Raw genomic sequence first — 12,859 nt, 5'->3', positions numbered from 1 at the left:
ATCAAGGTCTGCGCGTCCGCACAGGCGTCCGCGGCGCCGATCCGGTACTCGGCGGAGCGATGCGGCTCAACGGAGTTCTCCAGATCGCGGGCGCGGTGTTTCCACAGTGGACAAACCGGGTGGCCGCAGGTGCTCCCCCGATCGCGAGGCGCTCGACGGGGCGGCGTGATCGGCGCCGTGCGGAGCCGCCCGGATCGAAATCCGGACCGACGAATACGGCCGAGGCCGCCTCGAACGGCTGCAGGTCCAGCGCAGGCTCGGCGGAGGCCTCCGCTTGCCCTTGCCTCACGAGAGGCCGCCCCGGACACCCGGCGAGTGACGGATCAGGGCAGTTTCGAGGCCAGGATGTCGATCCTCTGGATGACGGGGGTGCCGGCGAAGAGATCGGGTGCCTGGGCCATCAGGGCCTCGGCCACCTTGCCGTTCAGGTGGGCCTCGCGTCCCGGCTCGTCGGGGAACACGTCGTAGATCCCGAACGTCGTGTCACCGAGACGGAACGCGAACCAGGCGGTGGTCGCCGGCTCCTCGTCGACGAGCGCCCGGCCCGACTCGAGGAACTTCTCGACGTCGCCCTCCCGCCCCGGCTTGGCCTCCATCGTCACGAGCAGCCCTACAGTCGGTGCCTCGGTCATGAGTTTCCTTACTCAGCTGTCGTCCTGCGTGTCGGATTTCGTCCTGTTTGGACGCGAGCACCGACGACGGTAACCCCGTTCCGACCGCAACACCAAGGCGGTCACCCCCTCCCCCGTTCACCTCGCGCCCCCCAGCACCTTCCAGGCTCGGGTGGCCACGTGCAGGTTGAGCCTGCTTTCGACGTCATTGAGGTCGAGGTCGGTGATCTCCCGGATCCGGCCCAGCCGGTAGCGCAGGGTGCTGCGGTGGATCACCAGCGCGGAAGCGGTTTCGTCGTAGTGCCCGCCGCATTCGAGGTACTGCGACAACGTCTCCACCAGGTCCGCGTTCTTGTGCTCGTCGTAGTCGAGCAGCAGGCCCAGCCATTCCCGCACGAACGCAACGATTTCGCCGCGATTTCCTCCGGTGTCCAGAATACGATAAAGGCCCAGGTGGTCGAAGGTTGTCGCACCTTCGGGCGACCTTGATTTCCGGCGGATTTCCACGGCACGCATCGCTTCCGAATAGGATTTCGGGAAGTCGCCGGGGCCGTCGCAGCGCCCACCGACGCCGAGCGCACCGCCGCTTCCGAGGTTCTCCGAAAGCAGGTGGTACAGCGTGTCGCCGTCCGGGCGGCCGCCGACGAGGAGCACCACCGCTCCCGAGCGCCGCGAGATCATCGAGCTCAGCTGAAGGGAGGCGACGGCCCGGCCCGCGGCCTCGGCGACGGCGTCGTCGGCCTGCCTCCCGCCCCACCGCACGACGATCACGCGATGAGGACCACGCAGGTCGTGCCCGACCGCGTCGGCGCGAGCGTAGGCGCTCTCGTCGTCGGTGCCGGTGATCAGGTCGTCGACCAGGTCACGGTGCAGGCGCAGCTCGACCTCGGCGAGGTTGCGCAGGTGCGACAGCTCCAGTGCCAGCACCGTCGTCCCGTATTCGAGCGCGAACATCTCGTGGCTTCCCACGGTCCTGCGCGGGTCCACGAGCGCCACCAGACCGAGGACCTCGTACCGCGGCTTGACCAGCGAGATCATCCGATCCTTCTCCCGGACCGGATGGGGAACCGCCGCGGCGCGCCTGAGCAGCCCCTCGCGCCGGTGGGCTTGGGCCTTCGGGTACGGGTCGGGCTTGCCGGGACCGGCCCACGCCCGCAGGTTGCCGAACCGGTCCTCGATCGCGACCGGCAACGAGGTCAGCTGGTGCACCGCGTAAGCGATGCCTGGCTCACCCGCACCGGACACGGAGATGTCGCTGAGCACCTCGTGCACGTGGGTCTGCTGTTCGAGCCGGGCCACCGAGGCGGTCAGCCTGCCGTTGACCGCCTGCAGTTCGACCGCCTGTTCGCGCTCGCGCAGGTGGAGCGAGGCGTTCGCCAGCGCACCCGCCGTCTGCCGGCCGAGCGCTTCGAGCAGGAAGAACTCGTCCCTCGGCGGCTCCACCGCCGCGTGCACCACCAGGTAGCCCCTCAGCCCGCTCAACCCACGCAGCGCGAAGCCCCAGTACCAGCCGCCACCGGTGAGGACGAGCAGGCCGCTGCCTCCCTCGAGGAGGCGGACCTGCCGGTCGAGCTCCGCGTCCGGCTCCGCGCCATCACGGCGGCTGAGCGCACCGTCGATGATCAGGTACACCGCCTTGACGCCGCAGCCGCTCAACGACGGTACCGAGGTGGCGGCCAGCCGGACGATGTCGTCGGCTTCCCGGCCGTCGAACATCATCGCCGAGACGACGAACAGCCCGTGCGGATTCGACAACTGGCCGCGCCACCAGCTGTCCGGCCGTTGCGGAGTTTCGTGGGCTCGGTCGCCCGTCGCCGCGGTTGTCATCCGGACCTCCGACCGCCGACTGGCCAAAACCCTACACGCCTGTTCCTGCTCTGCCGGGTCGATCGTTCGCGCGAATTTCGACCTGCCAGGCGCACGCGCCGGGACGGCCGTCCTTGCCACTGTGTATTCGTCCCGAAAGGTCACTGCGACAGCCCCGATTCTGCCGGTATTCGCAGAACTCGTGTCCACCTGGAGACCACGTCGCAGAGTCGATCTGACGCGGTAGCTCTCTTCGCGGCACGTACCCGGGCGAAGAATGAGGAGAGCCATGACCTTGATGCGTTTCGACCCGTTCCGCGATCTCGAACGCTTGACCGAGCAAGCCGTGGCCGGCACCCGCGGCCCACGGGCGATGCCGATGGAGGCCTTCCGCCGCGGCGACCGGTTCGTCGTCGCGCTGGACCTGCCGGGGGTGGACCCCGGCGACGTCGACGTGACCGTGGAACGCAATGTGGTGACCGTGCGCACCCGCCGCGCCCCGCTGCGCCAGGAAGGGGACGAGCTGCTGGTCGACGAACGGCCGCAGGGTGAGTTCAGCCGCCAGTTCTTCCTCGGCGACAACCTGGACAGCACCCGGCTGTCCGCGGAGTTCGACCGCGGGGTGCTCATGCTCGGTATCCCGGTCGCCGAGGCCAGCAAGCCGCGCAAGGTCGAAATCGGCGGCGGTGCCACCACGACCGAGGAGAAGCCCCGGATCGCCACGAAAGCCGCCCGCGAAGAACCCGCGAACGTCTAGGAGCCAGCCGATGACCGCGCAGCCGGGCGCCACCGCGCCACCACCGCGTCACACTTCGGACCCCCGCGCTGCGGAACAGCGCCGTCCGATCGGAACCTACGAAAACTACAGCGAAGCCGAGCGGGCCGTCGACTACCTGTCGGACAACGGCTTCCCCGTCGAGCGGGTCGCCATCATCGGCTCGGACGTCAAGCTGATCGAGCAGGTCGTCGGGCGCCTGAACCACGGCGGCGCCGCACTGCGCGGAGCCGGCTCGGGCGCCCTCACCGGGCTGCTGATCGGCTGGCTGTTCGGGATCTTCAACTGGTTCACGCCGTTGCTGGCCGCCTTCACCCTCGCCCTTTACGGCCTCGTGTTCGGCGCGGTGATCGGCGCGATCTTCGGCCTCGCCACGCATGCGCTCCAGCGCGGACGCCGCGACTTCGCCTCGGTCCGGGTGATGACGCCCAGCCGCTACGAGGTCGTCGCCGACGACGCGGTGGCCGACGAAGCCAAGTCCCTGCTCGCCAAGATGACCGGAGGTGTGTGATGGCCAAGGCAGTCGGCATCGACCTGGGCACGACCAACTCGGTGATCGCCGTCTGGGAGGGCGGCGAGCCCACGGTCATCGCCAACTCCGAAGGCGCGCGGACCACCCCGTCGGTGGTCGCGTTCACCGAAAGCGGTGAGCGGCTGGTCGGCCAGCTCGCCCGCCGCCAGGCGATCCTCAACCCGAAGGGCACGATCTACTCGGCGAAGAGGTTCATCGGCCGGAAGTACGGCGAAGTGGGCGACGAGGCCAAGGCGGTCGGGTTCGACGTCGTCGAGGGTGACGGCGGCGTCGTCCGGTTCAAGGTCCGCGACAAGCTCCACTCGCCGGAGGAGATCAGCGCGCAGATCCTGCGCAAGCTCGCCGACGACGCGGGCAAGTTCCTCGGCGAGCGGGTGACCGAGGCCGTCATCACCGTGCCGGCGTACTTCAACGACGCCCAGCGGCAGGCCACCAAGGACGCCGGCAAGATCGCCGGCCTCGAGGTCCTGCGGATCATCAACGAGCCGACCGCCGCCGCGCTCGCCTACGGGCTCGACTCGAAGGGCCACGAGACGGTCCTCGTGTTCGACCTCGGCGGCGGCACCTTCGACGTGAGCCTGCTCGACGTCGGCGACGGCGTGGTCGAGGTCCGGTCGACCGCCGGGGACACCCACCTCGGCGGGGACGACTTCGACCGCCGGATCGTGGACCACCTCGCCGATCGGTTCAAGCAGGACAACGGCATCGACCTGCGTTCGGATCCGCAGGCGCTGCAGCGGCTCTTCGAAGCCGCGGAGAAGGCGAAGGTCGAGCTCAGCTCGGTCAGCCAGACGAGCGTGAACCTGCCGTTCATCACCGCGGGCCAGGACGGCCCGAAGCACCTCACGACCACCTTGATGCGCTCGGTGTTCGAGCAGATCACCGCCGACCTGGTCGAGCGGTGCCTCGGCCCGGTCCAGCAGGCGATGGCCGACGCCAAGGTGACCGCGAACGACATCGACGAGGTCATCCTCGTCGGCGGCTCGACCCGGATCCCGGCCGTGCAGAGCCTGGTCCGCAAGCTCACCGGGGGCAAGGACCCGAACATGAGCGTCAATCCGGACGAAGTCGTCGCGCTCGGCGCGGCGGTCCAGGCCGGGGTGCTCAAGGGCGAGGTCAAGGACGTCCTGCTGCTCGACGTCACGCCGCTGTCGCTCGGCGTGGAAACCCGCGGCGGCGTGATGACGAAGATCGTCGAGCGCAACACGACGATCCCGGCGCGGCGCACCGAAGTGTTCTCCACCGCGGAGGACAACCAGCCCGCTGTCGACGTCGTGGTGCTCCAGGGCGAACGCGAACGGGCCGCCGACAACCGGGTGCTCGGGCGCTTCCAGCTCACCGACATCCGGCCGGCACCGCGCGGCGAGCCGCAGGTCGAGGTGACGTTCGACGTCGACGCCAACGGCATCGTCAACGTCACCGCACGCGACAAGGACACCGGCACCGAGCAGGGCATCACGATCAGCGAGAGCTCGAACCTCGACCAGGCGGAGATCGACCGCATGGTCACCGAAGCCGAACGCAACCGGTCCGAGGACCAGCGGCTGCGCGAGGAGATCGACGCGCGCAACCTGCTCGATTCGGCCGCCTACCAGGTCGAACGGGCCATCACGGACACCACTCCACCGCACGAGAAGGCGCGGGCGGAAATGCTCGTCCAAGACGCTCGCGAGGCCGTGAAGGACGCCGCTCCGCTGGACCGGGTGCGGTCGCTGACGTCGGAGCTGCAGCAGGTGCTGGCCGGGCTCAACGCGCCCCAGGCGAGCAGCGGTAACGGCGACGGCGGCGGCCCACGGCACGCCGCCGACGAGGACGACGTGATCGACGCCGACTTCGACCGGGCGTGAGGCAGCGCGATGGCCACCACAGGAAGGGCCGCGGAGCAGGGAGAACCCTCCGCGGAGGTCGCCGGGGCGGGCACGGATTCCCGCCCCCAGGAAGTGCCGGCCCCGGCGACCGGGGTGGACGAGAAGCTCGCCGAGCTCGAGGACCGGTGGCGCCGCGCCGTGGCCGACCTCGACAACGTGCGCAAGCGCCAGGCCACCGCACTGCGGCGGGAGGTGGAAGCCGAGCGGGCGAGGGTCGCGGCGGCCTGGCTCCCGGTGCTCGACAACCTCGAACTGGCGCTCGCGCACGCCGAGGCGGACCCGTCGGCCATCGTGCAGGGTGTCCGCGCGACCCAGGAGCAGGCCGTCCGGTTGCTCGCCGGGCTGGGGTACCCGCGTGACGACGAAACCGGCGTCCGGTTCGACCCGAACCGGCACGAGGTCGTCGCGGTCGTCGAGGACCCGGCCACCGAACCGAACACGGTGACCCACGTCGTGCGCCCCGGCTACGGGACCGACCGGCACCAGCTGCGGCCGACGGCCGTCGCGGTGTCCAAGTCCCAGGGGTGATCGCGGGTGGCCACCGATTTCTACGAAGCTCTCGGGGTCGCCAAAACGGCGGGCACCGACGAAATCCAGCGGGCGTACCGGAAACTGGCGCGGCAGCTCCACCCCGACGTGAACTCCGACCCGGGCGCCGAAGAGCGCTTCAAGGAGATCAGCGAGGCCTACCAGGTGCTGTCCGACCCGGAGCAGCGCAAGAAGTACGACCGGTTCGGCGCGGACTTCCGCCGGGTGCCCGACGACTTCGACGAGCGGGCGTACGCCGGTGCCGGTGAGCGGGGTGGCGGCCGCGTCCGCTACACCCGGGCAGGCCCGGGGTTCGGCGGCGGATCCGAGGGCTTCGACGGCGTCGACATCGAGGACCTGCTCGGCGGCTTCTTCCGGAGCCGGGGTGCCGGTGGGCCGATCGCGGGCGCCGACCAGGAGGCCGAGCTCGAGCTGACGGTCGAGGAGGCCTACCAGGGCGGGCGACGGCACTTGAGCATCGCCGGCGCGGGCGAGCGCGGTTACGACGTCGACATCCCGGCCGGGGTGCTCGACGGGCAGCGCATCCGGCTCGCCGGTCAGGGCGGGCGGGCGTCCGGGAACGCGGCACCCGGTGACCTCTACCTCGTGGTGCGGATCAAGCCGCATCCCCGCTACCGGCTGTCCGGGCGCGACATCACGGTCGAGCTGCCGGTGACGCCCTGGGAGGCGGCGCTCGGCGCCACGGTTCCCGTGCTGACCCCCGGTGGCGAGGTGAAGGTGCGGGTCGTGCCCGGCTCGTCGACCGGTCGGCGGCTGCGGCTGCGCGGCGAGGGCCTGCCCAACCCCAAGGGCAAGCCGGGCGATCTCTACGCCGAGGTCCGCGTGATGGTGCCGAAGAAGCTCGGCAAACGGGAGCGCGAGCTCTTCGAAGAACTCGCCGCCGTGTCCGATTTCGACCCGAGGAGGACCTGATGGCGCAGTATCTGCTCGCCCGTCCCGTCCGGCTCAGCCTCGACACCGCAGCCGCGCGAAGCGGGCTGCACCCGGAGCTGATCCGCCGGTTCGTCGCGCTGAGCCTGGTGGACGGCACGACCGACGCGCGCGGGCGGATGTGGCTCGCGCCGTCCGCGGTCGCCACCCTCGCGCGCATCCAGCGCCTGCGAGCGGGCCTTTCCCTCAACTACGCGGCCATCGGGCTCGTGCTCGACCTGCTGGACCGCATCGACGTCCTCGAAGCCCAAGTCAGGAGCCACCGGCGATGGACATGAGCAAGCTGACCCGGAAATCGCAGGAAGCGCTGCAGGAGGCCCAGAGCGTGGCGCAACGCCACGGCCACACCGAAACGGACGGCGAGCACCTGCTGCTCGCCCTGCTCGATCAGGCCGACGGCCTCGCGCCCCGGCTGCTCGCCCAGACGGGCGCGGACGTCGACGACCTCCGCGAAGCCGTCGAAGCGGAGCTCTCGCGGCGGCCGAAGGTGACCGGCCCCGGCACCACCCCCGGGCAGGTGTACGTCACCCGGCGCCTCGCCGGTCTGCTGGACGCCGCCGAGCGGGAAGCCAAGCGGCTCAAGGACGAATACGTCTCCGTCGAACACCTCGTGCTGGCCCTCGCCGACGAAGGTGCGAAGTCCGCCGCGGGGCGGTTGCTGACCCAGTACGGCGTGACGCGCGAGTCGTTCTTGACGGCGCTGACCAAGATCCGCGGCAACCAGCGGGTCACCTCGGCGACCCCCGAGGGCGCGTACGAGGCGCTGGAGAAGTACGGCCGGGACCTGGTCACCGACGCGCGGTCGGGCAAGCTCGACCCGGTGATCGGCCGGGACGCCGAGATCCGCCGGGTGATCCAGATCCTGTCGCGGAAGACGAAGAACAACCCCGTGCTGATCGGCGATCCCGGCGTCGGCAAGACGGCGATCGTCGAGGGCCTCGCCCAGCGGATCGTGCGCGGCGACGTGCCGGAAGGCCTGCGGGACAAGACGGTCTTCTCGCTCGACATGGGCGCGCTCGTCGCCGGGGCGAAGTACCGCGGCGAGTTCGAGGAGCGGCTCAAGGCCGTGCTGGCCGAGGTCAAGGCCGAAGAGGGACGCATCCTGCTGTTCGTCGACGAGCTGCACACGGTCGTCGGGGCCGGCGCCGCCGAAGGCGCGATGGACGCCGGGAACATGCTCAAGCCGATGCTGGCGCGCGGTGAGCTGCACATGATCGGGGCGACGACGCTCGACGAGTACCGCAAGCACATCGAGAAGGACGCCGCGCTGGAGCGCCGGTTCCAGACGATCGTCGTCGACGAACCCACCGTCGAGGACAGCGTCTCGATCCTGCGCGGACTGCGGGAGCGGCTCGAGGTGTTCCACGGGGTCAAGATCCAGGACGGCGCGCTGGTCGCCGCCGCGACCCTGTCCCACCGCTACATCACCGACCGGTTCCTGCCGGACAAGGCGATCGACCTGGTCGACGAGGCGTGCGCGCGGCTGCGCACGGAAATCGACTCGATGCCCGCCGAGCTTGACGAGCTCACCCGGCGCGTCACCCGCCTGGAGATCGAGGAAGCCGCGCTGTCCAAGGAATCCGACCCGGCCAGCAAGGCGCGGTTGGCGGACCTCCATCGGGAACTCGCCGATCTTCGGGCCGAAGCGGACTCGAAGAAAGCGCAGTGGGAAGCCGAACGTCAGGCGATCCGGCGGGTCCAGCAGCTGCGGTCCGAACTGGAACGGCTGCGCCACGAAGCCGAGGAAGCGGAACGGAACTACGACCTGAACCGCGCGGCCGAGCTGCGCTACGGCGAGATCACCGAAGCCGAGCGCCGGCTCGCCGCGGAGGAAGAACAGCTGGCGGGCAAGCAGGGCCGCAAGCGGCTGCTGCACGAGGTCGTCACCGAGGACGAGATCGCCGAGATCGTCGCCGCCTGGACCGGGATTCCGGTTTCCCGGCTGCAGGAAGGCGAACGGGAAAAGCTGCTGCGGCTCGACGAGATCCTGCACGAGCGGGTGATCGGCCAGGACGAGGCCGTCCGGCTGGTCGCCGACGCGGTCATCCGGGCGCGCTCGGGGATCCGCGATCCGCGCAAGCCGATCGGGTCGTTCATCTTCCTCGGCCCGACCGGGGTCGGGAAGACCGAACTCGCCAAGACCCTCGCGGCGGCCTTGTTCGACAGCGAGGAGAACCTGGTCCGGCTCGACATGAGCGAGTACCAGGAGCGGCACACCGTCTCGAGGCTGCTGGGCGCTCCCCCGGGTTACGTCGGTTACGACGAGGGCGGGCAGCTCACCGAAGCCGTGCGGCGCAAGCCCTACTCGGTCGTGTTGTTCGACGAGATCGAGAAGGCGCACCCGGACGTGTTCAACACGCTGCTCCAGGTCCTCGACGACGGCCGGATCACCGACGCGCAGGGCCGGACCGTCGACTTCCGCAACACGGTGATCATCATGACCTCCAACATCGGCTCGCAGCACCTGCTCGACGGGGTCACCGCCGCCGGCGAGATCAAGCCGGACGCCCGGGACGCCGTGCTGGCCGAGCTGCGGCACCACTTCCGGCCGGAGTTCCTCAACCGCGTCGACGACATCGTGCTGTTCACCCCGCTCGGGCACGCCGAGATCGAGCGGATCGTCGACCTGCAGTTCGACGAGCTGCGCCACCGGCTGGCCGAACAGGGCATCTCGGTCGAGCTCACCGCGGCGGCGCGGAAACTCATCGCCCGGCACGGGTTCGACCCGGTGTACGGCGCCCGGCCGTTGCGCCGGTACATCTCCCACGAGGTCGAGACCAAGATCGGCCGCACGCTCCTGCGCGGTGAACCGACCGAGGGACTGGTGATCACCGTCGACGCCCAGGACGGCGAGCTCGTCGTCACCTACAGCGGGGGCGAAGGGCGGTCCGCGGCATGAGCACCGGAACCGGAACCACCACCACGGTCGTCTGCGAACACTGCGGGCACAAGAACCGCGTCCCGGCGGCCGCCGCGGGCAAGCCGAAGTGCGGGCACTGCCACGAGCCGCTGCCCTGGATCGTCGACGCCGGCGACCCCGACTTCGCGGACGTCGCGGAGCGGGCCACGCTGCCGGTGCTGGTCGACCTCTGGGCCACCTGGTGCGGGCCCTGCCGCCAGGTCAGCCCCGCGCTGGCCCAGCTGGCCCGGGAGCGGGCCGGGAAGGTCAAGCTCGTGAAGGTGGACGTCGACAAGGCGCCCGGGCTGTCCCAGCGGTTCGACGTGAAAGCCGTGCCGACGCTGATGGTGCTGCGCGGCGGTGAGGTCGTCGCGCGGCAAGCGGGCGCCGCGCCCGTGCCGGTGCTGCGCGAGTGGCTCGATCAAGCGCTGGCGCGGACGGAGAACACCCCCAAGACCAAGGAAGGTGACGTCCGATGACCAGTGTCGTCGACCGGCATCTCGCGCTCGTGCGAGACGTGGTGCCGCGAACCCCGCAGGGTTGTGAGGAGTGCCTGGTCGCCGGCACGCCGTGGCTGCACCTGCGGCTGTGCCTGACGTGCGGGCACGTCGGCTGCTGCGACTCGTCGCCGATGAAGCACGCCAGCAGGCACGCCCACGCGATCAGGCACCCGATCGTGCGGTCGTTCGAGCCCGGGGAGACCTGGCGCTGGTGCTACGTCGATCAGACATTCGTATGACCGCCCTGGCAGGGATCGACCTCGGCGCGCCGCTGACCGAGACCCCGGACCCGCACGGCGCGTTCCCCCGGCTCACGGACGAGCAGATCCGCACGCTCGATGAAGGCGGCGAACGTCGTCCGGTCCAGGCGGGCGAGGTGCTGTACACGCAGGGCGGGCGGCCGTCCGAGTTCTTCGTGATCTTGAGCGGCAAGGTCGCCGTCACCGAAGGAACCGGGGACGACGCGAAGGTCGTCCGCGTGCACGGACCCCGCCGGTTCCTGGGCGAGCTCGGCCTGCTCGAAGGGCAGCCCGCGTTCGTCGGCGCCGTGGCCGCCGAACCCGGCGAGGTGCTCGCCGTCCCGATGAGCACGGTGCGGCACCTGGTGCTCGGCGATCCGGTGCTCGGCGACCTGATCCTGCGCGCCTACCTCGTGCGGCGGACGGTCCTCATCGGAGCCGGCAACGGACTGCGGATCGTCGGCTCCTGCTACTCCCCCGACACCAGGCGGCTGCTGGAATTCGTGGCACGCAACCGGCTCCCGTACCGGCTGGTCGACGTCGACAAGGACCAACAGGCCGAAGCGCTCCTGGGGCGCTTCGGCGTCGCCGTCGCGGACACCCCGGTGGTCGTGCTGAACGGCACCGAAGTGCTGCGGAACCCGAGCACCGCCGAGCTGGCCGGGAAGATCGGGCTACGGCCGCCGGAACCCGAACGCGACGTGCGGGACCTGCTCGTCGTCGGTGCCGGGCCCGGCGGGCTGGCCGCGGTGGTCTACGGCGCTTCCGACGGGTTGCGGCTCTCGGCGTTCGACGCCATGGCCCCGGGCGGCCAGGCCGGGACGACGTCCCGCATCGAGAACTACCTCGGCTTCCCGCCGGGGATCTCCGGGGCGGAGCTGGCCGAGCGATCGGTGATCCAGGCGGCCAAGTTCGGGGCCCGGGTCGCCGTCCCGGCCGAGGCGTGCACCCTCGAAGCACGCGGCGGCCGCTACGTCGTCGGCTTCGACGACGGCATCGAGATCGTTTCCCGCGCCGTCGTGATCGCCACCGGCGCCCACTACCGCCGGCTCGTCGTACCCGGCATCGAGACGTTCGAGCCGACCAGCGTCTACTACGCGGCGACGCTGCACGAAGCGCGTCGGTGCCTGGCATCCCCGGTGGCCGTGGTCGGTGGCGGCAACTCGGCCGGCCAGGCGGCGGTGTTCCTCGCGGAAGGGTCGCCGGTGGTCTATTTGCTGGTGCGCGGCGGCGATCTCGCCGCGAACATGTCGCGCTACCTCGTCGAGCAGGTCGAACAGCATCCGCGGATCACCGTGCTCGGCCACACCGAAGTCCGTGAGCTCGCCGGCGGCGACGGCCTCGAATCCCTGGTCGTCGAAAACAACCGCACCGGCGAGCGCCGCGTCCTCGACGCCCGCGCGCTGTTCGTCTTCATCGGAGCTTCCCCGCACACCGCCTGGCTTTCGGGGATGGTCGCCCTCGACGAGGACGGGTTCGTGCTCACCGGGGCGGACGCCGAAGGGTTCCGGGACGCCGAAGTGTGGCGCGGAGTGCATCGCGCGCCACTGGTACTGGAGACGAGCAGGCCGGGGGTCTTCGCGGTGGGGGACGTACGGCACGGCTCGGTCAAACGGGTGGCCTCGGCGGTCGGGGAAGGCGCCATGGCCGTCCGGTTCGTCCACGAACATCTCTCACAGGAGGCCTGATGCCGGTCATGGGTACGGCGAGGTTCGAGCGGTTCTTCCGGACGGCCGCGAGCCTGGACGTCGACAAGAGCGATTTGAAACGGTACGACGAGTTCCTCGACCGCAAGATCTACGACCTCTTCGTGGTCGCCAAGGCCACGGCCAAGGCCGGCGGGCGGGACGTCATCGAGCCGGGGGACCTGCCGATCACCAAGGGGCTGCAGGAGCGCATGCACGAGTTCCGCAAGCTGGACGAGGACCTGGAAGTGGTGCCGCTGCTCGAGCAGCTCCTGGCGCGTCCCCCGCTCGGGATCGCGATCTCCGAAGAAACCGAGGCCCGGCTCCCCGCCGTCGCCGGCGGTCTCAGCGTGGCGCTCGCCCAGGCGTTCAAGATCATCGACCCGCGCGTCAAGAACCCCGGCTCCACCGAGTGGGACCAGGTCTTCCGGATGTTCGAACTGCTTCTCTGAAAGGGCGTCAGGC

At 70.3% G+C, this 12,859-nt stretch carries 13 protein-coding genes; 11 read left to right on the top strand and 2 right to left on the bottom strand.

Going from position 1 to position 12,859, the window contains the following annotated elements; translation table 11 throughout:
• Positions 1 to 323: 323 nt before the first annotated feature.
• Entirely contained in the window at positions 324 to 632 is a 309-nt protein-coding gene (locus OG494_RS07170) for a putative quinol monooxygenase (protein ID WP_328453170.1), read from the bottom strand.
• A gap of 117 nt (positions 633 to 749) precedes the next feature.
• Positions 750 to 2,582: a PucR family transcriptional regulator gene (locus OG494_RS07165; RefSeq protein WP_328453168.1), complete on the bottom strand. Its 1,833-nt coding sequence runs from the start codon at positions 2,580 to 2,582 to the stop codon at positions 750 to 752.
• 124 nt (positions 2,583 to 2,706) lie between these two features.
• Between OG494_RS07165 and OG494_RS07160 the strand changes: the two genes are divergently transcribed.
• From OG494_RS07160 to OG494_RS07110, 11 genes are read left to right on the top strand one after another with little or no spacing between them, the layout of a single operon-like run.
• A complete protein-coding gene (locus OG494_RS07160; protein WP_328453166.1) occupies positions 2,707 to 3,174 on the top strand; it encodes an Hsp20/alpha crystallin family protein in 468 nt (155 codons plus the stop codon).
• A gap of 10 nt (positions 3,175 to 3,184) precedes the next feature.
• Entirely contained in the window at positions 3,185 to 3,703 is a 519-nt protein-coding gene (locus OG494_RS07155) for a general stress protein (protein WP_328453164.1), read from the top strand.
• The gene (gene dnaK / locus OG494_RS07150) at positions 3,703 to 5,571 is read left to right on the top strand and encodes a molecular chaperone DnaK (RefSeq protein WP_328453162.1); all 1,869 of its coding nucleotides are present in this window, start codon (positions 3,703 to 3,705) and stop codon (positions 5,569 to 5,571) included. The genes OG494_RS07155 and dnaK overlap by 1 nt, the downstream gene beginning before the upstream one ends.
• 9 nt (positions 5,572 to 5,580) lie before the next feature.
• Entirely contained in the window at positions 5,581 to 6,120 is a 540-nt protein-coding gene (locus tag OG494_RS07145; protein ID WP_328453160.1) for a nucleotide exchange factor GrpE, read from the top strand.
• Positions 6,121 to 6,126: 6 nt separating this feature from the next.
• Positions 6,127 to 7,053: a DnaJ C-terminal domain-containing protein gene (locus tag OG494_RS07140; RefSeq protein WP_328453158.1), complete on the top strand. Its 927-nt coding sequence runs from the start codon at positions 6,127 to 6,129 to the stop codon at positions 7,051 to 7,053.
• Positions 7,053 to 7,349 carry a chaperone modulator CbpM gene (locus OG494_RS07135; RefSeq protein WP_328453156.1) on the top strand — a complete coding sequence of 99 codons (297 nt, stop codon included), beginning with the start codon at positions 7,053 to 7,055 and terminating at the stop codon, positions 7,347 to 7,349. The genes OG494_RS07140 and OG494_RS07135 overlap by 1 nt, the downstream gene beginning before the upstream one ends.
• Positions 7,340 to 9,970, top strand: a complete 2,631-nt coding sequence (gene clpB, locus OG494_RS07130) for an ATP-dependent chaperone ClpB (protein WP_328453154.1) — start codon at positions 7,340 to 7,342, stop codon at positions 9,968 to 9,970. The genes OG494_RS07135 and clpB overlap by 10 nt, the downstream gene beginning before the upstream one ends.
• Positions 9,967 to 10,449: a thioredoxin gene (gene trxA / locus OG494_RS07125; RefSeq protein ID WP_328453152.1), complete on the top strand. Its 483-nt coding sequence runs from the start codon at positions 9,967 to 9,969 to the stop codon at positions 10,447 to 10,449. The genes clpB and trxA overlap by 4 nt, the downstream gene beginning before the upstream one ends.
• Positions 10,446 to 10,709, top strand: coding sequence for a ubiquitin carboxyl-terminal hydrolase 14 (locus OG494_RS07120; RefSeq protein WP_328453150.1), 264 nt, complete (start codon positions 10,446 to 10,448; stop codon positions 10,707 to 10,709). The genes trxA and OG494_RS07120 overlap by 4 nt, the downstream gene beginning before the upstream one ends.
• Entirely contained in the window at positions 10,706 to 12,397 is a 1,692-nt protein-coding gene (locus OG494_RS07115) for an FAD-dependent oxidoreductase (protein ID WP_328453148.1), read from the top strand. The genes OG494_RS07120 and OG494_RS07115 overlap by 4 nt, the downstream gene beginning before the upstream one ends.
• The gene (locus OG494_RS07110; protein ID WP_328453146.1) at positions 12,397 to 12,846 is read left to right on the top strand and encodes a DUF1931 family protein; all 450 of its coding nucleotides are present in this window, start codon (positions 12,397 to 12,399) and stop codon (positions 12,844 to 12,846) included. The genes OG494_RS07115 and OG494_RS07110 overlap by 1 nt, the downstream gene beginning before the upstream one ends.
• Positions 12,847 to 12,859: the final 13 nt, after the last annotated feature.

It is taken from the genome of Amycolatopsis sp. NBC_00438, from assembly GCF_036026695.1.
GTDB lineage: Bacteria > Actinomycetota > Actinomycetes > Mycobacteriales > Pseudonocardiaceae > Amycolatopsis.
This window is presented reverse-complemented; position numbering and strand designations above follow the sequence as displayed.